Origin of the sequence: Cellulomonas sp. (assembly GCF_036279715.1) — a bacterium.
GTDB lineage: Bacteria > Actinomycetota > Actinomycetes > Actinomycetales > Cellulomonadaceae > Cellulomonas_A.
The window spans coordinates 1-25,862 of sequence record NZ_DASUIR010000031.1 but is presented as its reverse complement, the minus strand read 5'-3'; the positions used below and the strand labels follow the sequence as shown (position 1 = coordinate 25,862).

At 73.6% G+C, this 25,862-nt stretch carries 23 protein-coding genes; 14 read left to right on the top strand and 9 right to left on the bottom strand.

From position 1 onward, the window contains the following. Positions 1–118: 118 nt before the first annotated feature. The 3 genes from mshD to VFW79_RS03605 all read right to left on the bottom strand — a co-directional run bounded on the left by mshD (position 119) and on the right by VFW79_RS03605 (position 3,536). Positions 119–1,105: a mycothiol synthase gene (gene mshD, locus VFW79_RS03615; protein WP_329675947.1), complete on the bottom strand. Its 987-nt coding sequence runs from the start codon at positions 1,103–1,105 to the stop codon at positions 119–121. Between the two features lie 57 nt (positions 1,106–1,162). Next, the gene (locus VFW79_RS03610; protein WP_329675946.1) at positions 1,163–2,296 is read right to left on the bottom strand and encodes a methyl-accepting chemotaxis protein; all 1,134 of its coding nucleotides are present in this window, start codon (positions 2,294–2,296) and stop codon (positions 1,163–1,165) included. 151 nt (positions 2,297–2,447) lie between these two features. Next, positions 2,448–3,536 carry an alpha/beta hydrolase gene (locus VFW79_RS03605; RefSeq protein ID WP_329675945.1) on the bottom strand — a complete coding sequence of 363 codons (1,089 nt, stop codon included), beginning with the start codon at positions 3,534–3,536 and terminating at the stop codon, positions 2,448–2,450. Between the two features lie 120 nt (positions 3,537–3,656). On the opposite strand from VFW79_RS03605, the gene VFW79_RS03600 reads away from it, so the two are divergent. Together VFW79_RS03600 and VFW79_RS03595 are read left to right on the top strand one after the other, a co-directional pair. Further along, positions 3,657–5,351 (top strand): bifunctional lysylphosphatidylglycerol flippase/synthetase MprF, encoded by a 1,695-nt coding sequence (locus VFW79_RS03600; protein ID WP_329675944.1) that lies wholly within the window; start codon positions 3,657–3,659, stop codon positions 5,349–5,351. Continuing rightward, the gene (locus VFW79_RS03595; protein WP_329675943.1) at positions 5,348–6,196 is read left to right on the top strand and encodes a hypothetical protein; all 849 of its coding nucleotides are present in this window, start codon (positions 5,348–5,350) and stop codon (positions 6,194–6,196) included. The genes VFW79_RS03600 and VFW79_RS03595 overlap by 4 nt, the downstream gene beginning before the upstream one ends. A gap of 25 nt (positions 6,197–6,221) precedes the next feature. On the opposite strand, the gene acs is transcribed toward VFW79_RS03595, so the two are convergent. From acs to VFW79_RS03580, 3 genes are all read right to left on the bottom strand, one after another. Next, the gene (gene acs, locus VFW79_RS03590) at positions 6,222–8,213 is read right to left on the bottom strand and encodes an acetate--CoA ligase (protein ID WP_329675942.1); all 1,992 of its coding nucleotides are present in this window, start codon (positions 8,211–8,213) and stop codon (positions 6,222–6,224) included. Positions 8,214–8,330: 117 nt separating this feature from the next. Further along, positions 8,331–9,128 (bottom strand): hypothetical protein, encoded by a 798-nt coding sequence (locus VFW79_RS03585; protein WP_329675941.1) that lies wholly within the window; start codon positions 9,126–9,128, stop codon positions 8,331–8,333. Positions 9,129–9,180: 52 nt separating this feature from the next. After that, a complete protein-coding gene (locus tag VFW79_RS03580) occupies positions 9,181–10,029 on the bottom strand; it encodes a formate/nitrite transporter family protein (protein ID WP_329675940.1) in 849 nt (282 codons plus the stop codon). A 108-nt stretch (positions 10,030–10,137) separates the two neighbouring features. On the opposite strand from VFW79_RS03580, the gene VFW79_RS03575 reads away from it, so the two are divergent. Further along, positions 10,138–11,226 (top strand): NADH:flavin oxidoreductase/NADH oxidase, encoded by a 1,089-nt coding sequence (locus VFW79_RS03575; protein ID WP_329675939.1) that lies wholly within the window; start codon positions 10,138–10,140, stop codon positions 11,224–11,226. Positions 11,227–11,263: 37 nt separating this feature from the next. Here VFW79_RS03575 and VFW79_RS03570 read toward each other — a convergent pair whose 3' ends face one another. Next, on the bottom strand, positions 11,264–12,652 hold the full coding sequence (locus VFW79_RS03570) for an NAD-dependent malic enzyme (protein ID WP_329675938.1): 1,389 nt from the start codon (positions 12,650–12,652) through the stop codon (positions 11,264–11,266). Positions 12,653–12,814: 162 nt separating this feature from the next. On the opposite strand from VFW79_RS03570, the gene VFW79_RS03565 reads away from it, so the two are divergent. Further along, a complete protein-coding gene (locus VFW79_RS03565; RefSeq protein WP_329675937.1) occupies positions 12,815–13,723 on the top strand; it encodes a cell filamentation protein Fic in 909 nt (302 codons plus the stop codon). A gap of 237 nt (positions 13,724–13,960) precedes the next feature. Here the strand turns inward: VFW79_RS03565 and VFW79_RS03560 are convergent, their stop codons facing one another. Continuing rightward, on the bottom strand, positions 13,961–14,848 hold the full coding sequence (locus VFW79_RS03560; RefSeq protein WP_329675936.1) for an HAD family hydrolase: 888 nt from the start codon (positions 14,846–14,848) through the stop codon (positions 13,961–13,963). A gap of 208 nt (positions 14,849–15,056) precedes the next feature. Between VFW79_RS03560 and ssd the strand changes: the two genes are divergently transcribed. From ssd to VFW79_RS03525, 7 genes are all read left to right on the top strand, one after another. Beyond that, a complete protein-coding gene (gene ssd, locus VFW79_RS03555; protein ID WP_414647855.1) occupies positions 15,057–15,803 on the top strand; it encodes a septum site-determining protein Ssd in 747 nt (248 codons plus the stop codon). A gap of 53 nt (positions 15,804–15,856) precedes the next feature. Further along, positions 15,857–17,026, top strand: coding sequence for a TadA family conjugal transfer-associated ATPase (locus tag VFW79_RS03550; protein ID WP_414647857.1), 1,170 nt, complete (start codon positions 15,857–15,859; stop codon positions 17,024–17,026). 215 nt (positions 17,027–17,241) lie between these two features. Next, positions 17,242–17,814 (top strand): type II secretion protein F, encoded by a 573-nt coding sequence (locus VFW79_RS03545; protein ID WP_329675934.1) that lies wholly within the window; start codon positions 17,242–17,244, stop codon positions 17,812–17,814. 94 nt (positions 17,815–17,908) lie between these two features. Continuing rightward, a complete protein-coding gene (locus VFW79_RS03540; protein ID WP_329675933.1) occupies positions 17,909–18,520 on the top strand; it encodes a type II secretion system F family protein in 612 nt (203 codons plus the stop codon). 186 nt (positions 18,521–18,706) lie between these two features. Next, positions 18,707–18,955 (top strand): DUF4244 domain-containing protein, encoded by a 249-nt coding sequence (locus VFW79_RS03535; RefSeq protein ID WP_329675932.1) that lies wholly within the window; start codon positions 18,707–18,709, stop codon positions 18,953–18,955. Beyond that, the gene (locus VFW79_RS03530) at positions 18,952–19,359 is read left to right on the top strand and encodes a TadE family type IV pilus minor pilin (RefSeq protein WP_414647854.1); all 408 of its coding nucleotides are present in this window, start codon (positions 18,952–18,954) and stop codon (positions 19,357–19,359) included. Before VFW79_RS03535 ends, VFW79_RS03530 begins: the two co-directional genes overlap by 4 nt. Before the next feature lie 149 nt (positions 19,360–19,508). Further along, positions 19,509–19,877 (top strand): pilus assembly protein TadG-related protein, encoded by a 369-nt coding sequence (locus tag VFW79_RS03525; RefSeq protein WP_329675930.1) that lies wholly within the window; start codon positions 19,509–19,511, stop codon positions 19,875–19,877. 7 nt (positions 19,878–19,884) lie between these two features. On the opposite strand, the gene VFW79_RS03520 is transcribed toward VFW79_RS03525, so the two are convergent. Next, positions 19,885–22,503, bottom strand: a complete 2,619-nt coding sequence (locus VFW79_RS03520; protein ID WP_329675929.1) for a DEAD/DEAH box helicase — start codon at positions 22,501–22,503, stop codon at positions 19,885–19,887. A 346-nt stretch (positions 22,504–22,849) separates the two neighbouring features. Here VFW79_RS03520 and VFW79_RS03515 point away from each other — a divergent pair, with 346 nt between their 5' ends. The 3 genes from VFW79_RS03515 to VFW79_RS03505 all read left to right on the top strand — a co-directional run bounded on the left by VFW79_RS03515 (position 22,850) and on the right by VFW79_RS03505 (position 25,860). After that, complete coding sequence (locus tag VFW79_RS03515) at positions 22,850–24,676, top strand: ribonucleoside triphosphate reductase (RefSeq protein WP_329675928.1); 1,827 nt, start codon at positions 22,850–22,852, stop codon at positions 24,674–24,676. A gap of 26 nt (positions 24,677–24,702) precedes the next feature. After that, positions 24,703–25,392, top strand: a complete 690-nt coding sequence (locus VFW79_RS03510; protein ID WP_329675927.1) for an anaerobic ribonucleoside-triphosphate reductase activating protein — start codon at positions 24,703–24,705, stop codon at positions 25,390–25,392. Between the two features lie 132 nt (positions 25,393–25,524). Then, entirely contained in the window at positions 25,525–25,860 is a 336-nt protein-coding gene (locus VFW79_RS03505; protein ID WP_329675926.1) for an STAS domain-containing protein, read from the top strand. Positions 25,861–25,862: the final 2 nt, after the last annotated feature.

The window sequence follows — 25,862 nt, the reverse complement described above, 5'->3', positions numbered from 1 at the left end:
GACGCGACCGACGCGACCGTCAGGTCGGCCCCGGCGGCCGCGCGAGCGGCACGCGGTCGCGTCTGGCGGGGCGCACGCGGCGTCCGCGCTCGGGTGGGCCTGGGGGGTATGGCGTCGGTCATCGACCTATCGTTCCACTCGTCGGCGAACTCGCGGTGCCGGACAGGGCAGATCCGGAACCGAACATCACATCGACCGCGCTGCGCTCGAAGCCTGCCCGCGTGTAGGTGCGCACCGCCGGTGCGTTGTCGGCCTCGGTGTAGAGGATCGCGGTCCGCAGGCCGGAGCCGGTCAGGTGGTCCAGGGCGAGCGCGGTCAGGGCCGTGCCGAGGCCGAGGCCCTGGGCGTCGGGGTCGACGCCCACGACGTAGAGCTCGCCGACGGCCTCGGTCGCGCCGTCGGAGGGGTGCACCTTGGTCCACACGGCGGCGAGCAGCTGTCCGTCGCGCTCGGCGAGCAGCAGGCCCGCCGGGTCGAACCAGGGCTCGCGCTCGCGCGCGTCGAGATCGGCCCGGGTCATGCGGCCCTGCTCCGGGTGGTGGGCGAACGCGCGTGCGTTGAGCCTGAGCCACGCGTCCTCGTCCTGACCCGGCATGAACGCGCGCACGTGAACGCCCGCGGGGAGCGTTGAGGCTGTCGGCTCGGGTGAGCCAGCCTGGCGGCCGGAGAGGTCGAGGCGCATCTGCCACAGCTCGCGCACGACGGTGAGACCGGCCCGCGCAGCGAGAGCGCGCGCTGCGGGGAGGTCGCCGTGCGCCCACACGGCCAGGCGACGAGGCGGGTCGACCGCGAGCGCGTCCAGACGCGCGAGCAGTGCCGTGCCGATGCCCCGTCGGCGTGCCGGTGGTGTCACGACGAGCTCGCCGCTCGCGTCGGCGGGGGCACCGAGGTCGAGCTGGGCGTACCCGACGACACCGTCGTCGAGCGCGAGCACGTGGACGACGTCCGCAGCGGTCGCGCCGTCGAGGCGCAGCAGCGGCTGCTCCGACAGCGGCGCGACGCCGTCCGCGGCGGCAGCCGTCGCTGCGAGCGACCGGACCGCAGCCGCCGTCTCGGGTGCGAGCAAGCCGTGCATCGTCTCGATCCGGACGCCGGGCTGAGTCATGAGAGTCATCCCACCACGCGCGTGTTGTCCGTGCGAGGCACCGGGTCCGGAGCCCGGTCAGCTCTCCTTGAGCATGTCGTGCAGCGTCGAGGTCTGGTTGCGCACGTCGTCCATCGAGGAGAGGAACAGGGCCGTCTGTTCCGCTGTGTCGCGGGTGCCGTCCGCGATGCCGCCGATCGCCCGGGAGATCTCCGCGGTGACCGCGGACTGCTCCTCGATGGCCGACGCCACAGTCGACTGGCTCTCGCTGATGCTCGAGATGAGCCCTTCGATCCGTTCGAGTGCCTCGACGCCCTCACTGGCCGCACGCTGGATCGCCGCAATCCTGGCCTCGATGTCGCCGATCGAACCGGCAGTGGCCGCGGCGAGCTGCTTGACCTCGTAGGCGACCACGGCGAACCCCTTTCCGGCCTCTCCGGCGCGGGCCGCCTCGATCGTGGCATTGAGCGCAAGCATGTTCGTCTGCGCCGCGATGCCGGTGATCAGTCGCAGGAAGTCGCCGATCTCGGTCGTGGACTGCTGCAGATCGCGAAGCTTCTGCACACCCTCGACCGTGGCGGCGACGGCATGGGTGGACTGCTCGCTGGCGCCGCTGGAGGACCGGGCGATCTCGGCCACGGCTGCGCGCAGCTGCTCGGTGGCTGCTGCTGCGGTCGTCGCCTGCTCGGACGTCATGGCAGCCACCCGGTCGATGCGCTGGGTGATCTCCTGCAGCACGCCGGTCGCCGACTCGACGCTCACGAAGGCCGAGTCGGCGGCGGAGTTGCGTGCTGAGACGTTGTCCCAGATCACGACGTAGCCGTGGCGGGTGCCCGCTGAGTCCGTGATCGCGCTGATCAAGGTCCGGAGAGTGATCCCCCCGAACGAGAACGTCGCCGCCCTCGGTAGAGCCTGTGGGTCGGCCAAGATGCGCTCGACCCGGGCCGGGTCCTTGTGGAAGCGATGGATCGAGCCGCCGAGCAGCTCGTCCACGCTCAGGCCGAACGCCTGGCGGATGGCGGGGCCGAGGTCCCGAAGGGTCTGATTCGCCTTACGGTTCCGATAGACCAGTGTCAGGTCAAGATCCGCGATGAAGCAGTTGGCGTTCACGCTGTCCACGACGGCGCGCAGGGGGTTCTGACCATCGGTCAGCAGCTGCTCGAGCGACACCGCCGCAGCCCGTCGAGGTGCGCCGATCGACAAGAACGCCATGTTTGCTTCTCTCTCGTGGCAGAACGGAACGGTCCGCACTCCCATCGGCGGTCCGGTCGCACCATGAAGGACTTGACCCCGATGAAGAACCGATCGCGGCGGACGGGATCGGGGGGTGGCTGCGCGCGGGAGAGGCACGCTCCAGTGAGCGCTATGGCGCGAGCGCGGCCGAGGCGGCCGTGAGGCCGTACGGGATCGCGGTGCGCGCCATCGTCCAGGTGTGGAACTGGCCCGGCTCGATGCGGTAGAGGACGGTCTGGCCGTGTGCGGTGAGCTGCGCGGCCAGACCGGCCGCCTCGGACGCGTCGCCGCCGCGCGCGGCAGCGCCCGCCGCGATGAACACCGTGACGGGGTGCTGGAACGTCATCGTCGGCAGGTACTTCCCGGGGGAGTGCGCGGCGATCTCCGCATCCGTCGCGAGCATCGCCCGCCCGCCGCTGCCCGGGTTGTCGTACGCCTCGAGCGCGATGATCGCGCCGTACAGCTCCGGGTGGCGCAGGCCCTGGTCGAGCGCGCAGAACCCGCCCGACGACATGCCGCCGATCGCCCGGTGGCTCCAGTCGGCCGCGGACGCGTAGTGGGCGTCGACCCACGGCACGACGACCTGGTTGAGGTACGTCTCGACCTGCGAGCCGCCGCGCGTCGAGTCGAGGCACTCGGTGTCCAGCCGGCCGGCGCCGTTCACCTCGGGGGCGACGACGATCATCGGGCGCACGAGGTGGTGCGCGATCAGCACGTCCATGACGTGGGCGATGTCGCCGCCGGACATCCAGTCGGCGGACGTGCCGGGCGTGCCGTGGACGAGGTAGACGACGGGGTAGCGGGTGGACCCGCGGGGGTCGTAGCCCGGCGGCGTGTACACCCACGTCGTCGAGGTGGGCATGCGCAGAGCAGCCGGCGCGGCGATCGTCACGGGCACGACGCCGCCGGTCGCCGCGGTCCCGACCGACTCGTGCGCGGTCAGCAGCAGTACGGCGGCGGCGACGGACGGGACGTACCCGACCCACGCGTTGAGCCCGAGGGCAGCCGCCACGACCAGCGCGAGCCCTGCCGCGGTGCGCGCGGGCCACGCGGGCCGCCCGCGGCGACGACGCCGCACCGCCAGGACCACGAGCGCCACCGCGACCCCGGCGACGACGACGGCCGGCCACCACGTGGACAGCAGGTCACGGTTGTCGCTCAGGGCGACGAGCACGTCGCGCGGAAGCGTCGGCTCCGTGACCGGGGGCGGACTGTCCACGACGCCATTGGCTCACATCGTCATGGGAGTCGCCTGGGATGTCAGCGCACGCTCCCTGGGAGCCGTGCTTGCGCGACCCGTGCGGCCGCGCCAGGCTCACGGGGACGCCATGATGTGCGTGTGCCCACACCGACCTCCACCCTGGACGACTGGCGTCGCCGTGACCGCGTCCGCACGCAGTCCGCGGTCGGCGTCGCGATCGTCGGGGTCGTGGGCATCGTCTCCGCGATCAGCGCCCCGCTGTACCAGCGCCTCGCGGTGGTGCTCGAGATCCTGCCGTTCCACGTGCCGCGCGCGGCGGCGTCGACCCTGGTGCTCGTGTCGTTCGCGCTGCTGCTGACCGCGCGCGGCCTGCGGCGAGGTCAACGGCTGGCCTGGGGTGCGACGCTCGCGCTGCTGCTCGTCTCCGCCACGCTGAACGTCGTCAAGGGCCTCGATGTCGAGGAGGCCGCGCTCGCGCTCGCGGCTGCCGTGTGGCTCGCGCCCCACCGCGGGGCGTTCCCCGTCATGCCGTCGACGTCCGCGGTCCGCCGGGCTGTCGTGCTCGGCGCGGGTGGCACCGTCGGTGCGCTGCTCCTCGGCACCGGGATGTCGATGGCGTTCGGGCACCGGCACCACCCCCGGATCGGCGAGTCGGCCCGCGCGGTCGCCGAACGGCTCGGCGGCAGCTCGCTCCTCCCGCTGCCCGGCGTCGGGCACTTCGTCACGCCGGCCCTCGTGGCGGTCGGCATCGGGATCGTCGTCTCGACGCTGTGGGTGCTGCTCTCGCCGCGCCAGGGGCGCCACCTCGCGGGTGCGGCGCACGTCGCCGAGCGCGAGCGGGCTCGGGCCGTCGTCGCCGCGTACGGCGGCGGGACGCTCGACTACTTCGCCCTGCGCGACGACAAGGACTGGTTCTTCGCGGGCCGCAGCGTCGTCGCGCACTCGGTCCGGCGCGGCGTGTGCCTCGTGTCGCCCGACCCCATCGGGCCGGCCGACGAGCGCGAGCTCGTGTGGGACGAGTTCATGGCGTACGCCGAGCGCGGCGGCTGGTCGATCGCGGTGATCGGGGCCGGCGAGGAGTGGCTCGGCGTCTATGAGGCGTCGGGTCTGCGTCCGGTGTACCTCGGCGACGAGGCGATCGTCGACTGCGCGACGTTCAGCCTCGAGGGTCGGTCGATGAAGAGCCTGCGCGGCGCGTACGGACGGGTCAGGCGTGCGGGGTTCACGGCGAGCTTCGTCAACCCCGGCGACCTCGGCCCGGACGAGCGGGACGAGCTCGAGCGGCTCGCGGTGGCGAACCGGCGCGGCGCAGCCGAGCGCGGGTACTCGATGACGCTGTCGCGGCTGTTCGACCCGCACGACCGGGACCTCCTGCTCACCGTGGTGCGGGACTCGGTCGGCGTGGCGCAGGCGTTCCTGCAGTGGGTACCGGCGGCGGGCCTCCACGGCTGGTCGCTCGACGTGATGCGCCGCAGCCCCGACCGCTCGCTGCCGAACGGCCTCATCGACTTCGCCGTGCTCGCCACGATCTTCCACGTCGCGCCGAGCGGCGGATCGCTCTCGCTCAACTTCGCGGTGCTGCGGGAGGTCCTCGTCGGCGAGTCCCAGACCGCCGGCGCACGGCTGTCCCGCGCGGCGCTGCGCGGCGTCTCCGGGCACGCCCAGGTCGAGTCGCTGTGGAAGTTCAACGCCAAGTACGACCCGCGCTGGCAGCCCCGGTACGCGGTGCTCGACTCGGTCGAGTTCGTGGCGACGCAGGGGCTCGTCATGGCGGGCGCCGAGGGCGTGACCGAGCTGCCCGTCGTCGGGCGGTTCCTGGGTCGCGGCGCGTGAGTGCCGCGCTGCTGGCCGCGGTGGCCGGCGCGCTCCTCTACGGGTCGGGGACCGTCCTGCAGGCGCTCGCGGCCCGGCGAGCCTCGGGACCAGGGGTGCTGCGGCACCCGTGGTACCTCGCTGGGCTCGGGTGCGACCTGCTGGGCTGGCTCGCGTCGCTCGTCGCGCTGCGGGCGCTGCCGCTCTTCACGGTCCAGGCGCTGCTCGCGGGCTCCCTCGTCGTCACGGTGCTGCTCGCGCGGGTCGTGCTGAGTGCACCGCTGCGCCGCGTCGACGGGGTGGCCGTCGTCGTCGTCGTCGGCGCGCTCGTCGTGCTGGCGCGAGCGGCGGGTCCCGAGTCGCCCGCGCGGGCGTTGCCCGACGCCTTCACGGGAACGGTCCTCGGCGCGCTGGGCGTCCTCGCCGCGGTGTCCGTCGCCGCCTATCGCCGCGGAGCGGGATGGCTGTTCGCGCTGCTCGCCGCCCTGGCGGCGTCGGGGGCGGCGATCTGCGCCCGGGCCGTGACGCTGCCCGCCGGCGCAGGGACGGGGGAGCTCGTCCGGGCAGTGGCCGTCGAGCCGCTCGCCTGGGCCGTGGCGGCGTTCGGGCTGCTGATGACCGTGGCCTACGCCCGTGCGCTCGAACGTGCCGGGGTCGGGGCGACCGCCGCGGTGATGGCGGTCGTCGAGGTCGTGGTCCCCGCCGCGGTCGGTCTCGGCGTCCTGCACGACGCCGTGCGTCCGGGGTGGCCCGTCGCCGCAGTCGTCGCGGCGGTGCTCGCGCTGGGCGCCTGCGTCGCGCTCGCCGCGAGCCCCGCGACGACGGCCACGGGGCACGTCCCGGTCGGACCCGCCGCCGCGAGGTAGGTCCGGGGTCGCGGCGGCGGCGAGGTCAGTCGGTGGCCGACGACGGCTCGGTCGGTGACGACGTCGGTGCCGCGAGCCCTGCCGAGATGAGGTCCATCACGGACGAGTCAGCCAGCGTCGTCGCATCCCCGACCGTGCGGTGCTCCGCGATGTCGCGCAGGAGCCGTCGCATGATCTTGCCCGACCGGGTCTTCGGCAGCTCGGCGACGACGAGGATCGTGCGGGGCTTGGCGATCGGCCCGATCTCCTTCGCGACGTGGTTGCGCAGCTCGGTCGCGATCTCCTCGGCGGGCCGGTCGGCCACGGCGTCGCCGCGCAGGATGACGAACGCGACCACCGCCTGGCCGGTCATCTCGTCGTTCGCGCCGACGACCGCGGCCTCCGCGACGCTCGGGTGGGACACGAGGGCCGACTCGATCTCGGTCGTGGAGAGCCGGTGGCCCGAGACGTTCATGACGTCGTCGACGCGGCCGAGCAGCCAGATGTCGCCGTCGTCGTCCTTCTTCGCACCGTCGCCCGCGAAGTACAGCCCGGCGAACCGGGACCAGTACGTGTCCTGGTAGCGCTCCATGTCGCCCCAGATCCCGCGCAGCATCGAGGGCCACGGCTCGGTCAGGACGAGGTAGCCGCCGCCGCCGTTCGGCACGGGCTTCGCGTCGTCGTCCACCACGTCGGCGGCGATACCCGGGAGGGGTACCTGCGCCGATCCCGGCTTGGCGGTGGTCACGCCCGGGAGCGGCGAGATCATGATGGCGCCCGTCTCCGTCTGCCACCACGTGTCCACGACGGGCGTCCGGTCGCCGCCGATGACGTGGCGGTACCAGACCCACGCCTCGGGGTTGATCGGCTCGCCGACCGAGCCGAGGACCCGCAGGCTCGACAGGTCGTGGGCGGCGGGGATGTCGTCGCCCCACTTCATGCAGGTCCGGATCGCCGTGGGCGCGGTGTAGAGGATCGACACCTTGTACTTCGCGATGATCTCCCACCACCGACCGCGGTGCGGCGTGTCCGGGGTGCCCTCGTAGATGACCTGCGTCGCGCCGTTGATGAGCGGCGCGTACACGACGTAGGTGTGGCCCGTGATCCAGCCGATGTCGGCCGTGCACCAGTAGACGTCCGTCTCAGGCTTGAGGTCGAAGACGTTGAGGTGGGTGTACGCCCCCTGCGTCAGGTAGCCGCCGGTCGTGTGCAGGATGCCCTTGGGCTTCCCGGTGGTCCCCGACGTGTACAGGATGAACAGCGGGTGCTCGGCCTCGAGGGCGACAGGCGTGTGCTGGTCGCTCGCGGCGTCGAGCGCGTCGTGCCACCACACGTCCCGACCCTCGGTCCATGCGACGTCCTGGCCGGTCCGGCGCACAACGAGCACGTGGGCGACCGTCGGCGCGCCCTTGGCGAGGGCCTCGTCGACCGCGGGCTTGAGCGCGCTCGCCGCACCGCGCCGGTAGCCGCCGTCGGAGGTGATCACGAGCTTCGCCTCGGCGTCGAGGATGCGCGAGTGCAGCGCCTCGGCGGAGAACCCGCCGAACACGACCGAGTGCGGCGCGCCGATCCGGGCGCACGCGAGCATCGCGATGACGGCCTCGGGGATGAGCGGCATGTACACCGCGACCCGGTCACCCGTCCCGACCCCGAGCGCGACGAGCGCGTTCGCCGCCTTGGACACCTCGCGCTGGAGGTCGGCGTAGGTGAGCGTGCGGGTGTCGCCCGGCTCGCCCTCGAAGTGGATCGCGACCCGGTCGCCGTGGCCGGCCTCGACGTGGCGGTCGACCGCGTTGTAGGCCGCGTTGATCGTCCCGTCAGCGAACCAGCGGGCCACCGGTGCGCCCGACCAGTCGAGGACCTCCTCGAACGGGGTCGACCACGTGAGCAGCTCGCGCGCCTGCTCGGCCCAGAAGCCCTGCGGGTCGGCCTTCGCCCACGCGTACCCCTCGGGTCGAGCGTTGGCCTGAGCAGCGAACTCCGGGTCCGGCGGGAAGCGACGGATCTCGGTCGACAGGTTCTCCAGGGCCTCAGCCACGGTGGTACCTCCTGGGCAGCGACGATGGTGCGTCGGGGACGGCTCTGTCCCTGCTCGGCACTCTAGTAGGACGAAGGTCCGCGGCGCGCGGTCGGACCCGGCGCAGTGCCCGCCGGCTCAGGCGACCCGGCCGCGCTCGCGGAACTCCCCGAGCACCCGACCGCGCCGCTTGGCCGCAACGGTCGCGACCCCGGCCATGAGCAGGAGGAACCCGACGAGCAGGATGGTGCCCGACGTGCCGGCCACGGTCGCGTGCGAGACGGTGTCGCGCGAGTTGGTCGTCGCGAGCCACCGCATGGTCTCGTTGCGGGCGATCCCGGGCGCGTACAGGAACACGGCGCCAGCGACCGTCGCGAGGATGCCGCCCGAGATCGGCGCCGCGGCGGTCCGCGCGCCGAGGTACACGACGACGGCGAGCAGGAGGACGGCGGCCGTCACGTAGCCGATCCCCCAGCGGTCGAGCGACGCGTCCCAGGAGTCGGACGCCCCACCGGCCTGGACGGCGAGGATGCGGCCCTGGCCGACGAGCGCCAGCGCGAGGGCGGCGCCCGTCGCGAGCACCCCGATCAGGACGCCCCACACGTGCCCGCCGAAACCGGTCGCGCGCGGGGCGACCGGCTCGGGGACGACGTCGGTGCGGGTCGCCGGTACGTCGGGCGGTGTGACGTCGGCGTGCGCCGGGTTCGCGTATGCGGGCCGTCCGGGCTCGCCGGCGGGCTCGGCCACCGGCTCGTGGACGACGGCCGGCGTCGCGTCCGCCACCTCGGTCCCCGGCGGGGGCGTCGGTGCGGGCCGCTCCGCGGCATGTGCCGCTGCCGCGCGGGCTGCCGCGCCACGGGTCGTGGTCAGAGGTGTCGTCGGTTCGATGACAGGGTCGGGCTCACCGCTCGGCAGGTGCGGGTCGGAGGTGCTCACGTGTGCTCCTTCGTCGCCGGGTCGGGCCACGTCGGACGACGTGGCCTACGACTCACCGTAGAGCGGTAACGGCCGGCTCGCCCACTGACGTCCTCTTCGCAGCGGTCTGTCCCGACGAGAGCGGGGGAATGCCCCGACCGGCCGCGACGACGTACGCCGCACCCACGAGCAGCCCGCCGCCGACGAGGTTCCCGAGCCCGACAGCCCCGACGTTCCGCGCGAACTCGGCCCAGGTCGCCCCCGGCAGCCCGCCGAGCAGGCCGAGCGAGAACGTCGTCATGTTGGCCACGACGTGCTCGAACCCGGACGTGATGAAGACCATGACGCACGCGAAGATCATGGCGATCTTGGCGCCCTCGCTCTGCAGCCTGGCGGCGGACCAGATCGCGAGGCACACGAGCACGTTGCACAGGATCCCGCGGAAGAAGAGCTGCGAGGTCGTCTCGGCCGCCTTGTGCTCGAGCATCGTGGCGATCATCCGGCCGCCCGCGGTCTTCGGGCCGAGCGCACCGGACTCGTGCACGATCGCGGCGAACACCATCGCGCCCAGGAGGTTGCCGACCATGCAGAACAGGAGGGTCGCGGCGGCCCGGGCCCAGGAGATCGAGCGGCCCAGCGCGCCCTGCGTGAGGATCATCATCGCGGAGGTCGCGAGCTCACCCCCGGCCATCACGACGATCGTCAGTGCGACCCCGAACACGAGGCCCTGCACCAGCGGCGTCCACCCCGAGTGGACGTCGGCCAGCGGCCCGCCTGCGGTGGCCATGATGAGGACGCCGATGCCGATGTAGGCGCCCGCGAGCATCGAGTGCACGAGGTAGACCCCCGGCCGCCGCGCGAGGTCGACCTTCGTACGGGCGGCACCCGTGTGGTACTCCACGGTCTCGGCGATCGTCAGCATGCCTCCAGGGTCCCTGGTGGACCGGCGCAAGTCCTGGGACGAAAGCCACGCGTGGCGCGCGTCACACGTGCGCGGGAATCGGTGGATGCCGGCGCAGGTTAGGTCGTCGTGCCTGTCCTCTTCGACCCGCTGACGCTGCGCGGGACCACGTTCGCCAACCGCATCTGGCTCGCCCCGATGTGCCAGTACTCGGCGGTCGACGGCGTCCCGAACGACTGGCACCTCGTCCACCTCGGCGCGCGCGCGTCGGGCGGGTTCGGCCTCGTGATCGCGGAGGCGACCGCCGTCGTGCCCGAGGGGCGGATCTCCGCGCGGGACACCGGGCTGTGGAACGACGAGCAGGTCGCCGCGTGGCGCCGCGTCACGGACTTCGTGCACGACCGCGGGACGCTCGCCGGTGTGCAGCTCGGGCATGCCGGCCGCAAGGCGTCCACGTATCCGATGTTCGCCATGCCCGGCGAGCAGCATGGGCGCGGCTCGGTCCCGCTGGCCGGGGGCGGCTGGCCCACCGTCGGCCCGTCCGCGCTCGCATTCCCCGGACTCGCTGAGCCCGTCGCCCTGAGTGCTGCCCAGATCGCCGACGTGCCCCGTGCGTTCGCCGCGGCCGCCCGGCGCGCGCTGGCCGCGGGGTTCGACGTCGTCGAGCTGCACGCCGCGCACGGCTACCTGCTCCACGAGTTCCTCTCGCCGCTGTCGAACCTGCGCACCGACGAGTACGGCGGGTCGCTCGAGAACCGCGCCCGGCTGCTCGTCGAGGTCACCGACGCGGTCCGCGCGGTGTGGCCCGACGAGCGGCCGCTGTTCGTGCGCGTCTCCGCGACCGACTGGGCCGAGGGCGGCCTGACCGTCGAGGAGGTCACCGAGGTCGCGAAGGAGCTGGCTGCGCACGGCGTCGACCTCGTCGACGTCTCGACGGGCGGCAACGTCCCCGCCGACGTCCCCGTCGGGCCGGGCTACCAGGTGCCTGCCGCCCGCGCGGTCCGGGCCGGGTCCGGGCTGCCCGTCACCGCGGTCGGGCTCATCACCGATGCCCGGCAGGCCGAGCAGGTGCTCGTCGACGGCGCGGCGGACGCGGTGCTCGTCGCGCGCGCCGCGCTGCGCAACCCGCACTGGCCCCTGCTCGCCGCGCACGAGCTCGGGGTCGACAACGACAGGGCCGGGTGGCAGCCGCAGTACCTGCGGGGGACCTGGGCTTAGTCGCCGTCGGCAGCGGGCGGTCAGGCGGCCGCACCCGCTACTGGGCCTGCGCCGCCTCGGCGACCGCGGCGGCGACGACAGCCGTGACGTCGGGGTGGAACACGCTCGGCACGATGTAGGTCGGGTTGAGCTCGGCATCCGTGACGACCGACGCGAGCGCGCGCGCTGCCGCGAGCAGCAGCGCCTCGGTGACCTTGTGCGACCGCGAGTCGAGCAGCCCGCGGAACACGCCGGGGAACGCAAGGACGTTGTTGATCTGGTTCGCGAAGTCGCTGCGGCCCGTCCCGACGACGGCCGCGTGCAGCGCGGCCTCGTCGGCGTCGACCTCGGGCCGAGGGTTCGCGAGCGCGAAGACGATGGCGTCTGCGGCCATCGTCGCGATGTCGTCGCCGGTCAGGATGTCCGGCGCGCTCACCCCGATGAACACGTCGGAGTCCGCGAGCGCGGCGCGCAGGGTCCCGGTGACCCCCCGCGGGTTGGTGTGCTCGGCGGTCCACACGAGCGAGGGCGCGAGACCGGGCCTGCCGGCGTGCACCACGCCGTCGATGTCCGCCACCACGATGTCGCGTGCGCCCGCCGCGATCAGCAGCTTGAGGACGGCCGTTCCGGCGGCGCCTGCGCCGGACAGGACGATCCGGACCGTGCCGATCTCCTTGCCGACCACCTTGAGCGCGTTCGTCAGCGCGGCGACGACGACGATCGCGGTCCCGTGCTGGTCGTCGTGGAAGACCGGGATGTCGAGCCGCTCCCGCAGCCGCCGCTCGATCTCGAAGCAGCGCGGCGCCGAGATGTCCTCGAGGTTGATCCCCGCGAACACGGGCGCGATGGCGCACACCGTCTCGACGATCTGGTCGACGTCGGTCGTGTCGAGCGCGATGGGGAACGCGTCGATGCCGGCGAACCGCTTGAAGAGGACCGCCTTGCCCTCCATGACCGGCAGGGCCGCGAGCGGGCCGAGGTCGCCGAGCCCGAGCACCGCGGTTCCGTCGGTCACGACGGCGATCGTGTTCCGCTTGATGGTCAGGCGACGCGCGTCCTCCGGGTGGGCCGCGATCGCCAGGCAGATGCGCGCGACGCCGGGCGTGTACGCCATCGAGAGGTCGTCGCGGTTGCGCAGCGGCACCTTCGACTCGATCGAGAGCTTCCCGCCGAGGTGCATGAGGAACGTGCGGTCGCTGACGCGGTCGACGACGACGCCGGGCAGGATGCGGAGCGCATCGACGATCTGCGCCGCGTGCTCCTCGCCGCGCGTCGCGCAGGTCACGTCGACCGTCATGTGCTCGTGGCCCGACGCCGTGACGTCGAGCGCGGTGACGATCCCGCCCTCACGCTCGATCGCTGTCGTGAGCTCGGAGACCGCCGTCGGGCGGGCGAGCACCTCGAGGCGTGCGGTGATGGATGACGAGACGCTCGGCGCTGAGACCATGCGGCCATTCTGTCTGTTCATCGGGCCCCTGGGCGGTCTCGACACCTCGCAGTGTCCGGTGGAGCATCGACCACGGCCGTGGAGCAGTCAGTGATCCGATGCTCGAGGGGCACCGATGGATGTTCCTCGAGCCCGGCACGCGACGCCCCGTAGGGTGACCGGGTGCTCGAGCCGCCAGCCCCGAGGTCCGTCGACGCCGGCGACCCGCTCGCTGGCGTCGTCGCCCTGCCAGGGGTGGGCGACGCTGTCGACGCCGCGCGGCGGGCGTGCGAGGAGCTGCGGTGGCACGAGGCCTACCGGCGGCGCTGGCGCGAGGTCCGGGCCGAGGCGGGGATCCGTTCAGCGCGGGCGAGCGCGGCGCTCGACGGTGCCCGCGTGCCGGTCGACGTCGTGCGCGGGCTCGCGCTGGGTTCGGGCGCGTCCGAGCAGACCGGTGCAGGCCTGGTCGGTGCGGGCAGGGGTGGACCCGACGTGGACGTCGCCCTCGGCGCGTTGCGGGCCGCGGTCGAGGTCGAGCGGCTCATGCCGGACCTCGGAGCGCGCGGCGCCCCGGTGCTCCCGCCGCTCGGGCAGCTCGTGGCGCGCGTGCACGCCGCCGCGGGGCGCGGCTGGCTGCCCGACGACACGCTCGGTCGGCTGCGCACCGACGCCGCACCCCAGGACCTGTACGGCCTCGGCCCCGCGCCCGACGCAGCGGACCTCGCCGGGCGGATCGACCTGCTGGCCCGGGTGCTCGGCGGCACGCGTGCGCCGGCGCCTGTGGTGGCCGCGGTCGTGCACGGCGAGCTGCTGACGCTCCGGCCGTTCGCCGCGGGCAACGGCGTCGTCGCGCGGGCCGTCGCCCGGCTCGTGCTGACCGCGCGGGGGCTGGACCCGACGGGATCGCTCCTGCCGGAGGTGGCGTGGGCCGAGGCCCCGAACGCGTACCTCGGTGCGGCCGCGGGCTTCGCCACGGGGACGCCGGAGGGTGTCGGCGCGTGGGTGCGGGCGTGCGCGGACGGCGTGGTCGCGGGTGCGGACGCCGCGCGGGCCGTCGCCGACGCGGTCGTCGCGGGGCGACTGACGCGCTGAGCCGGCGCTGGTGTGCGACGCCCGCGGGCGTCGAGGCGGTCCGGACCGAGCAACGGCGCCCTTGCGGGGCGCCGTTGTCGAACGAATGACTCGAGGGGTATCAAGCGTGCAACTCAGTTGTCGCGACGGGTCGAGCCCGGTCGACAAGTCCTATGCGTGGACTCATCGCGCGTGGGTCCTCTCGGGTCATCCAGTTGTGAATATGTGGTACGCCTGATTCGCCGCGATGGGAAGAGGTCACGGCGTCCGTGCAGGTGGACGGCCTGGCCGGGTCGGATGGCGGGACGGCAGTCCGGATGGCGGGACGGATCGTCTCTGCCGCGCGAGGCGCCACGCGAGCACCGCGACCGCGACGACGAGCACGCCGGTGGCCACGACGACCACGGGCTTCGAGGGTCGCAGGAACGCCCTGAGCAGGACGGGCCGGTGGAACGTGAGCACCCCCCAGCCCTCCTCGGCGGCCATCCGGCGCAGCCCGCGGTCGGGGTTGACGGCGAAGGCATGCCCGACGACCGCCAGCATCGGAGCGTCCGTGATCGAGTCGGAGTAGGCGTAGCTCGCGTCGAGGTCGTAGCCGAGGCGGTCGGCGAGCGCGCGGATCGCCACCGCCTTGTTCTCCCCGTACGCGTAGAAGTCGATCCCGCCCGTGTAGCGCCCGTCGACGACCTGCATGTGCGACGCGATGACCTGGTCGGCGCCCAGCAGGGCGGCGATGGGGCGCACGACGTCGCTGCCCGAGGCAGAGACGATCACGACGTCGCGGCCCGCCGCGTGGTGCTCTTCGATGAGCGCGACCGCCTCGGCGTAGACCGCGGCGTCGATCGACTCGTGCAGCGTCCGCTCGACGATCTCCGTCACCTGCGCGACGTCCCAGCCCGTCACCGTGTGGGAGAGCTGAGCGCGCAGCCGCTCGGTCTGACCGGCGTCCGCGCCGCCGCCGAGGTAGAGGAGCTGGGCATAGGCCGAGCGCAGGATCGCGCGGCGCGTCAGGAGCCCGCCGGCGAGGAACGGGCGCGAGAACGCGGTGGCCGACGACGTGGCGATGATCGTCTTGTCGAGGTCGAAGAACGCGGCGGCGCGGCGGGCGCGCTTGCCACCGCGTGCGCTCGATCGCTGCGTAGCCATGGCCCCCTCCGTTGCCCGCGCCGAGCCTAACGGGCCGCGGTGGCAGCGGTCTGCTCGGCGACCTCCCGCGTTCGGCGGCCCACCCCCAGCCGCATCGGGGGTGCACACCCCCACCGTCGGTGGGCCGGCATCGCTCGCATCGGGCCGGGCGGGGGCCAGCATGCGGCGGTCGGTGCTGATCGGTCCGGCGCGACGGGGGAGGTCATCGATGGTCGGTACGTTGCGGGACGTGAGGCCTCGGGGGTCGTCGGGTGCGCGGACGGGGGCGGGTGTCGTCGGCGTCGTGGGTGCTCGCGGAGGTGCGGGCGCCTCGACGTTCGCCGCGGCGCTCGCGCACCGGTTCGCGCAGACCGGTCCGACCGCCCTCGTCGACCTTGAGCGCGCGGGCGGTGGGATCGACGTCGTCGTGGGGATCGAGAGTGCCGGTGGCCTGCGCTGGCCGGATCTCGTCGATGCCCGTGGGACGGTCGACGCGCGTGAGCTCGCTGGGCTGCTGCCGCGGTGGGGCGGGTGTGCGGTGCTCAGCGCGGACCGGACCAGGCCGGGTGCCCCGCCGCCGGGTGCGCTGCTCGACGTCCTCGCTGCCGTCGAAGAGGAGCACCCCAGCGTCGTGCTGGACCTCGACCGGTGCGACGTGCTCGACCGCGGCGCGGTGCTCGCGAGCTGCCGCACGGTTCTCGTCGTCGTGCCGCGCGACCTGCGGGCGGTCGCGGGTGCGCTCGCCCTGCGGCCCGCGCTGGTCGAGCTCGTCGACGACGTGCGGCTCGTCGCGCGGGGCCCCGCGCCGGGCGGGCTGGGTGTGCTCGAGCTGGCCCACGTCGTCGACCTGCCGCTCGCCGCCTCGATGCGCCACGACCGCGGGCTCGCAGCCGACGCCGAACGCGGCGGGGGTCCGGCGGCGCGACGCGGTGCGCTCGGGCGGGCCGTGACCCGCGTGGCCCGGGGGTTCGCGTGACGCTCGTCGGGCAGGGAGCTGTCGGTCTCGGTCACGAGCTGCTGTCGCGGCGGGTGGCCGCGGCCGCCACGCCGGGCCCGGCACTGGTCGAGGACGTCCGCGCGCGGCTCGCGCGGCGCGGCGGCGCGCCGACGTCCGCTGACGTCACCGCGGCCGTGCGCGCATCCGGCGTCATGCTCGGCAGCCGGGCGCTGGCGGAGCTCGACGTGGCGGTTCGTGCCGAGCTGCTCGGGGCGGGTCCGCTGCAGGCGCTCCTCGAGGACCCTGACGTCACCGACGTCCTCGTGAACGCGCCCGACGAGGTGTGGGTCGAGCGGTCCGGACGGCTGATGCGCGCGGCCGTCGACCTCGGAACCCCGGCACGGGTCCGCGACCTCGCGGTCCGGCTCGCCGCCGCGGGTGGTCAGCGCCTCGACGACTCGAGCCCGACGGTCGACGCACGGCTGCCCGACGGCACGCGGCTGCACGCGGTCCTCCCGCCCGTCTCCGACGGCTGCGCACTCATCTCGCTCCGGGTGCTGAGGCGCCGGGCGTTCACGCTGGCCGAGCTCGTGGCGAGCGGCGGTGTCGCGCCCGCCCTGGCACCCGTTCTGCGCGCGCTGGTCCTGACTCGCGCGAACCTGCTCGTCACTGGCGCGACGGGCTCAGGCAAGACGACCCTGCTGTCCGCGCTGCTGTCGGTCGTCCCGGACGGCGAACGCATCGTCTGCATCGAGGAGTCCGGCGAGCTCACGCCGCACCACCCGCACGTCGTGCGCCTGCTGGCCCGCCGGGCGAACGTCGACGGCGCCGGTGAGGTCCCGCTCGCGGAGCTCGTCCGCCAGGCGCTGCGGATGCGGCCCGACCGGATCGTGCTGGGCGAGTGCCGCGGCGCCGAGGTCCGCGACGTCCTCACCGCGCTCAACACCGGTCATGAGGGCGGCTGCGCGACCCTCCACGCCAACGCCGCCGCCGACGTCCCGGCCCGGCTGGAGGCACTCGCGTCGCTCGCAGGGATGACCCGCGAGGCGGTGGCCGCCCAGGCGTCGAGCGCGTTCGACGCCGTGCTGCACCTGCGCCGCGACGGTCCGCGCCGGTACCTCGCGGAGATCGCCGTGGTACGCCGCGAGGCCGCGGGGGAGCTCGTCGTCGAGCCGGCCGTCACGGTCGCTGCCGGCGGGCTTCCGGTGCGCGGCACGGGATGGTCGGTCCTCGCCGAGCGGATCGGTCTCGGTGCCGCGTGAGCGCCCTTGTCGGGCTCCTCGTCGCGGCCGCCTCGCTCGGTGGGTTCGGTCCTCGGGGACGCCGGCCGGATGGCCTCACCGGCGGCCCGCCCGCGCGCGGACGGGGGCCCATCGCTCGCCGTCGGGTCGAGCGCGCCGGGACTCGCCCACCCCGTGGGTCCGCCGGGGTGCCGGCGGGCTCGTCGGCGGGTTCGCTCGCCGCCGCGGTCACTGCCGTGAGCTCCGCGCTGCGTTCCGGTCAGCCGCCGGCATCGGCGTGGCGCAGCGTGCTGGGCTGCCCGGTCGGGTCGGACGGGGTGCCCACGGTCGACGACCTCCTGGCCGCGACCCGCGAGCCGGGGTCAGGTCGGTCTGCCGCTCGCACTGGTGCGCTGCTCGCCGGGCTGCCGTTCGTCACGGCGGTGGGCCCCGGCGGTGTGTCGCCCCAGCGTGCCGGTCTCGAACGACGTGCGGAGGCAGTCGTCGCTGCAGGACGCCTCGCCGCCTCCCTGGGTGCCCCGCTGGCGCCGGTGCTCGACCGGGTGGCCGAGTCGATCGTCGCCGACGACGAGGTCGACGGAGAGCGCCGTGCCGCGCTGTCCGGGCCCCGGTCGACCGCGACGCTGCTCGGTTGGCTGCCGCTGCTCGGGATCGGTCTGGGGTTCGCGCTCGGGGCTGATCCGGTCGGCGTCGTGCTGCGCGGCGGGGCGGGCACCACCTCGGCCGTCATCGGTGGCGCACTGCTGATCGGCGGCCGCCGCTGGACGGCGCGCCTGGTGTCTCGGGCGATGCTCGCAGGCAGCGCATGAGCGGCGGTCATCCGCTGCGACGACGCCGTCGAGACGCGCGCCGCGGCGGGCAGGCGCTCCTGAGGGGCGAGGACGCCGTGACGAGGGGTGCGCCATGACCTCGGTGGCCGTCCTCGTGCTCGAGGTCGGTGGGTTGCTCGTCGGAGCGACGGCGCCGTGGCGGGTAGGGGTCGGTGGCCGGCTCGCTGCCGTCCGGGAGCCAGGGGGAGCCGTGCGGTACGCCCATGGCGGTCGCCCGCCTGGGTCGGCGCGCCGTGCCGATCGACGTGGTGCAGCGCCGAGCCGAGACGTCGTGCTGCTGCTCGACCTCCTGGACATGGCGGTCAGCGCGGGCGCAGGCGTACCGCGCGCGCTCGAGGCGGTGGGCGAGGCGGTCGGCGGTGCGGACGGTGAACGGCTCACCCGCGTGTCGGTCGAGCTCCTGCTCGGCGCACCGTGGCCTGCCGCCTGGGCCGGGACCTCGGATGGTCTCCGCCCGATCGCCGAGTGCCTGGAGGCAGCCTGGGTGCAGGGTGCCGCGCCGGGTCCAGCCCTGCGCGCACGCGCGGGGGTGGTCCGACGAGATCGGCGCCGGGCTGCCCGCGAGGCCGCGGGTCGGCTGGGGGTGCACCTCGTGCTGCCGCTCGGCCTCTGCTTCCTCCCGGCCTTCGTCCTGCTCGGGCTGGTGCCGGTCGTGGTGTCGCTCGCTAGCGGGTTCGCGATCTGACGGTCCGTCCGCCCACAGCCCGTCCGAGACCGTGCAGGTGCACGGCCCGGTGCAGCGTTGGTGCGGTCGGGGGTTCGGACCGCGGATCGTCGGGTCCGACGGGCGCTCGGTCGGAGGGTCCGACGAACGAGGGAGAGTCACGTGCTGGAGCGGGCAGGTCGAGCGGCGGTGTCGGTAGTGCGGGGCATGGTGTCGACGCTCCAACGGGTCGCGGTAGGGGTCGGTGGGGTCGCATCATCGGCAGGGACACGTGTGCTCGATGGTGCGCGTGGACGCACCGATGGCGCTCCGCGCGATGCGGGCATGGCGACGGCCGAGTACGCGATCGCGACGATCGCCGCTGTCGGGTTCGCAGGGCTGCTCGTGGTGGTGCTGCGCAGCGGCGAGGTTCAGGAGCTGCTGCTCGGGCTCGTGCGCAGGGCGCTGACGGTGTGAGCGGGCGCGGCTGGGTGGCGCGGGCGTCGTGCCGTGGGCCGTCGGGCGGGCGGCCGTCGGACGGGCGAGACGGTGAGCGCGGCAGCGCCACAGCGGAGCTCGCGGTGGCCCTGCCGGCCGTGGTCGTGCTGATCGCCGTCGTGCTCGTGCTCGCGGCGTCCGCGAGCGCTCAGCTCCGCTGCGCTGATGCCGCACGGGCGGGCGCCCGCGCGGCGGCCCTCGGCGAGTCGACCGCCACGGTGACGGCGACCGCCACCAGGCTCGCGGGCACCGGCGCGTCGGTCGTCCTCGAGCACGACGGCGCCTGGATCACCGTGACGGTCAGCCGGCCGGTCGCCACCGGTCCTCTCGGCGGCGCACCGCTCCGGGCCGCGGCGAGCGCGGTCGCCCTGGCGGAGCCGTGACAGGCGCTGACGCACCCGCGGCGAGCCCTGGCGGTGCCAGGACAGCGAAGGGCCGTGGCGCGCGCCACGCTGCCGGCGCTGGGCGCGGTGCTGCTGCCGGTCGCTGTCCGATCGGTCAGGACCGAGCCGACGACCGGGGATCGGGCACCGTGCTGGCGCTCGCGGTCATCGCGGTCGTCCTGGTCATGACAGCCGCGCTCGGCCTCCTTGCCGGCGCCCAGGCGGCACGCGGCCAGGCCCAGGCGGCAGCGGACCTGGCTGCGCTCGCCGGCGCGTCGCAGCTCGTCCGGGAGGCAGTCGCGGAGTCAGGCGGGGGAGGTGCTGGCCCGGGTGTCATCTCCGCGTCGCTCGGAACCGCTGCGTGCGGCACGGCCGCCGAGGTCTCCCGGCGCAACGGTGCCCAGCTGACCGCTTGCGTCGCTGAGCCGGGCGGTGTGCTGCGCGTCGCGACAAGCCGTCGGTCCGCGGCCGGGGTCGCGACGGCTCGGGCACGCGCCGGGCCGCGGGAGGCCCGATGACGGGCGCTCAGCCGTGGGGTGCGTGCGCGAGCACCGCGTCGAGGAGCCGTACTGCCGCCGCCTTCTCGAGCGGGTGGTTCGAGTTGCCGCACTTGGGCGACTGCACGCACGCCGGGCAGCCGCTCGCGCAACGGCAGGTCGCGATGGCGTCGCGGGTGGCCCGCAGCCACGTCGCACCCAGGGCGAAACCGCGCTCGGCGAACCCTGCGCCGCCGGGGTAGGCGTCGTGGACGAACACGGTGGCCTGCCCGGTGTCGGTGTGCAGCTCGGTCGACAGGCCGCCGAGGTCCCAGCGGTCGCACGTCGCCAGGAGCGGCAGGAGGCCGATGGACGCGTGCTCGGCGGCGTGCAGCGCGCCGGGCGCGAGCTCGGCGGTGACGCCGGCGGCCTCCAGCACGGACTCGGGGGCGGTCCACCACACGGCCGTCGTGGCCAGGGTTCGGGCCGGCAGCTCGAGCTCCTCGGCGCCGATGACCTGGAAGTCCGGGATGTGCTTGCGCTGGTAGCTCATGACCTGCGTCGTGACGTCGACGGTCCCGAAACCCCAGGTCACCGGACCCCACTGCAGCTCCGAGGTGACCGACGTGATCTCCGTCGACGTCAACCAGCGCGCCCAGGTGCCGTAGTCGACGTCGCGCCGTCCGACGAACGCGACGTCGTCGTCGAGGCGCAGCTCGTCGACCACATAGGTGGCGCCCTGGTGCACGTACACCGCACCGGGGTGGACGGTCGAGTCGGCCGCCGCGGCGTCGACGGTCCCGAGCACGCGGCCCGTCGTCGTCTCGATGACGCGGACCGGGTAGCCGCCCGTGCCGCGCAGGTCGGTCAGGCGCGACGCGGGATCCGCGTGCGTCCAGTACCAGCCCGAGGGCCGACGGCGCAGCGCACCGCGCTCGACGAGGACGTCGAGGAGCTCACGCGTGCCTGGTCCGAAGAGCGGCAGGTCCTCGGTGCGCAGCGGCAGCTCGGCGGCGGCTGCGCAGAGGTGCGGGGCCAGCACGTACGGGTTCGTCGGGTCGAACACCGTCGCCTCGACCGGGGTGTCGAAGATCGCCTCGGGATGGTGCACGAGATACGTGTCGAGAGGGTCCTCGCGCGCGACGAGCGCGACCAGCCCCTCCGAGCCCGCCCTGCCCGCACGGCCGGCCTGCTGCCACAGCGAGACGCGCGTCCCCGGCCAGCCGGCGATGAGCACGGCATCAAGACCCGTGATGTCGACCCCGAGCTCGAGCGCGTTCGTCGTCGCGAGCGCTCGCAGCCGGCCGTCCCTGATCGCGGACTCGAGCGCGCGCCGCTCCTCCGGCAGGTACCCGCCGCGGTACGCCGCGACGGACCCCGCGAGCGAGTCGTCGATCTCGCGCAGGTGGGACTGCGTCACGGTCGCGACCGACTCGGCGGCCCTGCGCGAGCGCGTGAACGCGAGGGTCCGGGCGCCGGCGGCCGTGAGGTCGGCGAGCAGGTCGGCCACCTCGGCCGTGGCAGATCGACGGGGACGGTTCGGCTCGTCGGCGACCAGCCTCTCGCCCGTCCCGAGCGGCCCGGAACCCTCGGTTCCTCCTGGAACGGCCGAGGCGTCGAGCCCCGAGGGGCCGCTGCCCTCCGCGGAGCCGGCGGCGTCGTCGAGCGTGTCCCGGTCGACCGGCGGCAGCGGCAGCGGAACCGCCCACGGGTCCTCGTCGTCGAGCAGCGCGGCCCGCTCACCAGGGATCTCCGGCGGCTGCCACAGGACGAACGTCTTGCGGCCCGCGGGCGAGGTGTCAGCGGTCACGGCGGTCACGGCGTCGGGGCTCACCCCGAGGAGCCGCGCGGCGCTCGCGGCCGGGTCGGACGTCGTCGCGGATGCGAGGAGGAACACGGGCCCGAGCCGCTGGGGCCGACCGGCCGCGTCGGCGATCGGTCCGCCGGGAGCAGCCACGCCGCCGGACGGCCCTGCCTGGTACGACGCCGCGAGCCGCTGCAACCGCCGCAGCACCTCCGCGACGTGGGCGCCGAAGACGCCCCGGTAGGCGTGGCACTCGTCGACGACGACGTACCGCAGTGACCCGAGCAGCCGCGCCCACCGCCGATGGTTCGGCAGCAGCGCGAAGTGCAGGAAGTCAGGGTTGGTCAGGACGACGTCGCCGTACTGCTGGACCCACCGGCGCTCGTCGAACCCGGTGTCGCCGTCGCAGGTCGCCACCCGGACGTCGCGCGCGTGGCCGGCGGCGAGGAGCTTCTCGACGCTGACGAGCTGGTCGGCGGCGAGCGCCTTCGTCGGGCAGAGGTACAGCACGGACCCGCGACGAGCGACGGTCTCGATCCGACCGGGGTCGAGCGCGGCCGCGGCCACGTCCGCCCGCACGGCGGTCAGCGACGGGAGCCAGAACGCGAGCGACTTGCCCGACCCGGTCGACGTCGCGAGGACGGTGTGCCGGCCGTACCAAGCCGCGTCGGCCGCCTCGACCTGGTGGCGCCAGGGCCGTGTCACGCCGAGCGACCGGTACCCGGCGACGAGGTCGGTGTCCGCCCAGGCGGGCCAGTCGACCTGCTCGCCGGGGCGTGCGGGCAGGCGTTCGACGTGCGTCACCCGGTCGGCGCGGAGCCCACCGGCGAGCAGCACGTCCAGCAGCTCACCGGTGTCGACCACGCGGCCATCCTCGCACCGGCGGCGGGCAGGCCCGTCGCCCCACGGACGTCCCGTCCAGGTCGGCGGAGGCGGGAGAGCCGTCGCTCGACGGACTGCCGTCAGGGTCGACGGAGCCGGGGCGAACAGCGGCTGCAGCGCGACGTTCGCGACACGCCGAGCGCTCCGGGTGAGTTGCGCGCCAGGTCGGGCGTCAACACCCGGCTCGTCGCCCGCGCGAGGGACGAAGGTCCCGCCCGCGATGCGCCCATACGGCATACAAATTGGCACATCTAGTTGCCGGACGCCGCAGGGACCACAAGATATAGTGGGTACAAAGCGGACGTCACCCGAAGAGGAGTCGAGCGCCATGGACCATCTGCCCGTCGTCGAGGTCGGTACGTCGATCGATGAGTACCTCGACCGGAGTGACTGGCGCGTCAATGCGAACGCGAACCAGGGCTACTCGCTGGGCGGGATGATCCTGAACACCGCCGGCAAGGTGGTCGCGAACTACTGGCTCAGCCACGTGTACGCGCCGGAGATCGGCCGCGCGCACCGCGAGGGCGACCTGCACATCCACGACCTCGACATGTTCGCCGGCTACTGCGCCGGATGGTCGCTGCGCACGCTCCTCCAGGAAGGCCTCAACGGCGTTCCGGGCAAGGTCGAGGCGCGCCCGCCGAAGCACTTCAGCTCCGCCGTCGGGCAGATCGTCAACTTCCTCGGGACCATGCAGAACGAGTGGGCGGGTGCGCAGGCGTTCAGCTCGTTCGACACGTACATGGCGCCGTTCGTCCGGCTCGACAACCTGTCGTACAAGGACGTGCTGCAGTGCGTCCAGGAGCTGGTCTACAACCTCAACGTGCCGTCGCGGTGGGGCACGCAGACGCCGTTCACGAACCTGACGTTCGACTGGGTGTGCCCGGCGGACCTGCGCGACCAGGTGCCGTTCATCGGCGAGGAGCCGGTCGACTTCACATACGGCGAGCTGCAGACCGAGATGGACATGATCAACCGCGCGTACATCGAGGTCATGACCGCGGGTGACGCGTCGGGCCGGGTGTTCACGTTCCCGATCCCGACGTACAACATCACCGAGGACTTCGACTGGGACTCCGAGAATGCGGAGCGGCTGTTCGCGATGACCGCCAAGTACGGCCTGCCGTACTTCCAGAACTTCATCAACTCCGAGCTCCAGCCCGGCGATGTGCGCTCGATGTGCTGCCGCCTCCAGCTCGACCTGCGCGAGCTGCTCAAGCGCGGCAACGGGCTGTTCGGATCGGCCGAGCAGACCGGCTCGCTCGGCGTGGTCACGATCAACTGCGCGCGCCTCGGCTACCTCTACCGGGGCAACGAGGAGATCTTGATCAAGGAGCTCGACTACCTGCTCGAGCTCGCGCGCGACTCGCTCGAGGTCAAGCGCGTCGTCATCCAGAAGTACATCGACGAGGGCCTGTTCCCGTACACGAAGCGGTACCTCGGCACGCTCGACAACCACTTCTCGACGATCGGCGTCAACGGCATCAACGAGATGATCCGCAACTTCACGCGGGACGACGCCGAGCCCGTGGACATCACGGACCCGCGCGGCCACGCGCTCGCGATCCGGCTGCTCGACCACGTCCGTGCGCGCATGGTCGAGTTCCAGGAGGCGACCGGCCACCTGTTCAACCTCGAGGCCACGCCGGCCGAGGGGACCACGTATCGGTTCGCCAAGGAAGACAAGAAGCGGTTCGTCGACATCCTCCAGGCGGGTTCGGAGTCCAACCCGTACTACACGAACTCCTCGCAGCTGCCCGTCGGCTTCACCGACGACCCGTTCGAGGCGCTCGAGCGGCAGGAGGAGCTGCAGCGCAAGTACACGGGCGGGACGGTCCTGCACCTCTACATGTCCGAGCGGCTCTCGACGGCCGACGCGTGCCGCGAGCTCGTGCGCCGGTCGCTGTCCACGTTCCGGCTGCCGTACATCACGGTGACCCCGACGTTCTCGATCTGCCCGAACCACGGCTACCTCGCGGGCGAGCACCCGACGTGCGACCGCTGCAGCGCCGAGCACCCGGACGCCGAGCCGGTCGTGTGCGAGGTCTGGACGCGCGTCATGGGCTACCACCGGCCGGTCAGCTCGTTCAACATCGGCAAGAAGGGCGAGCACGCCGAGCGCCTCATGTTCCGCGAGCCAGCCGGGGTGAAGTGACCGAGGAGCAGGTGACGGAGGTCGTCATGACCGACGCGGCGGGCGTCGCACAGCACCCGGAGCACGCGACGGCGGGCGCGGACTCGCTCGCGATCGCGGGCCTGACGCCGCTGTCGTCGTGCGACTGGCCCGGCAAGCTCGTCGCGACGGTGTTCCTGCAGGGCTGCCCGTGGAAGTGCACCTACTGCCAGAACCCGGAGCTCATCGACCCGCGCGCGTCCGGCCAGGTGCCGTGGTCGCGCGTGCTCGGGCTGCTCTCACGACGGCACGGCCTGCTCGACGGACTGGTGCTCTCGGGTGGGGAACCGACGCGTCAGGACGGGCTGCCCGACGCCGCGCGGGAGGTCCGGGCCCTGGGGTTCGGCGTCGGGCTGCACACGTCGGGCGCGTACCCACGGCGCCTCGCGGCCGTGCTGCCCTTCGTCGACTGGGTCGGGTTCGACGTGAAGGCGCCCGCCACGCTCTACCGGGCGATCACCGGGGTGGGAGCGAGCGCCGACGCCGCATTCACGTCGTTGCGGCTCGTGCTCGACTCGGGCGTCGACGTCCAGGTGCGGACGACGGTCGACCCGACGGTCCTGTCGGCGGGCGACATGGCCGAGCTCGGGGTCACGCTGCGCAAGCTCGGCGTGCGGTCGCACGTCCTGCAGGAGGTGCGGCCGGACGGCACCACGCCGGAGTACCGGGCAGCTCTCGCCGCGGTGCGTGCAAGCTGACGGTCCCGGCCCTCGCGCGTCCGACGCACGGCTGCTCGGACGGCTCGCGTGCGGGTGAAAGGACCGGACGTGGCACGAGGCATCGCACGGCAATGGGAGACTTCTCACGGGCGCGACGAGAGGAGGTCATCGATGGATGTCAGTGTGACGAGCAAGGACGTCGGTGACAGGACCATCGTCGACGTGTCGGGCGAGATCGACGTCTACACGGCCTCGGTGCTGCGCGAGCAGCTGGCGAACCTCGTCGAGGCGGGGCGCACGGACCTCGTCGTCGATCTCACAGCCGTCAAGTTCATGGACTCCACGGGCCTCGGCGTGCTGGTCGGCGTGCTGAAGAAGGTGCGCGGGCGCGACGGTCGCCTGCAGCTCGTGATCGACTCCGAGCGGCTGCTCAAGGTCTTCCGGATCACCGCCCTGACGCAGGTGTTCACGATCCACGAGACGGTCGACGCGGCGCTCGACAACTGATC

What these genes read in the sequence shown, in the direction of transcription:
- mshD (WP_329675947.1), bottom strand. Translation starts at nt 1,105, where the DNA reads ATGACTCAGCCCGGCGTCCGGATCGAGACGATGCACGGCTTGCTCGCA.
- VFW79_RS03610 (WP_329675946.1), bottom strand. Translation starts at nt 2,296, where the DNA reads ATGGCGTTCTTGTCGATCGGCGCACCTCGACGGGCTGCGGCGGTGTCG.
- VFW79_RS03580 (WP_329675940.1), bottom strand. Translation starts at nt 10,029, where the DNA reads ATGCTGACGATCGCCGAGACCGTGGAGTACCACACGGGTGCCGCCCGT.
- VFW79_RS03570 (WP_329675938.1), bottom strand. Translation starts at nt 12,652, where the DNA reads ATGGTCTCAGCGCCGAGCGTCTCGTCATCCATCACCGCACGCCTCGAG.
- VFW79_RS03560 (WP_329675936.1), bottom strand. Translation starts at nt 14,848, where the DNA reads ATGGCTACGCAGCGATCGAGCGCACGCGGTGGCAAGCGCGCCCGCCGC.
- ssd (WP_414647855.1), top strand. Translation starts at nt 15,057, where the DNA reads ATGGTCGGTACGTTGCGGGACGTGAGGCCTCGGGGGTCGTCGGGTGCG.
- VFW79_RS03540 (WP_329675933.1), top strand. Translation starts at nt 17,909, where the DNA reads ATGACCTCGGTGGCCGTCCTCGTGCTCGAGGTCGGTGGGTTGCTCGTC.
- VFW79_RS03535 (WP_329675932.1), top strand. Translation starts at nt 18,707, where the DNA reads ATGGTGTCGACGCTCCAACGGGTCGCGGTAGGGGTCGGTGGGGTCGCA.
- VFW79_RS03515 (WP_329675928.1), top strand. Translation starts at nt 22,850, where the DNA reads ATGGACCATCTGCCCGTCGTCGAGGTCGGTACGTCGATCGATGAGTAC.
- VFW79_RS03510 (WP_329675927.1), top strand. Translation starts at nt 24,703, where the DNA reads ATGACCGACGCGGCGGGCGTCGCACAGCACCCGGAGCACGCGACGGCG.
- VFW79_RS03505 (WP_329675926.1), top strand. Translation starts at nt 25,525, where the DNA reads ATGGATGTCAGTGTGACGAGCAAGGACGTCGGTGACAGGACCATCGTC.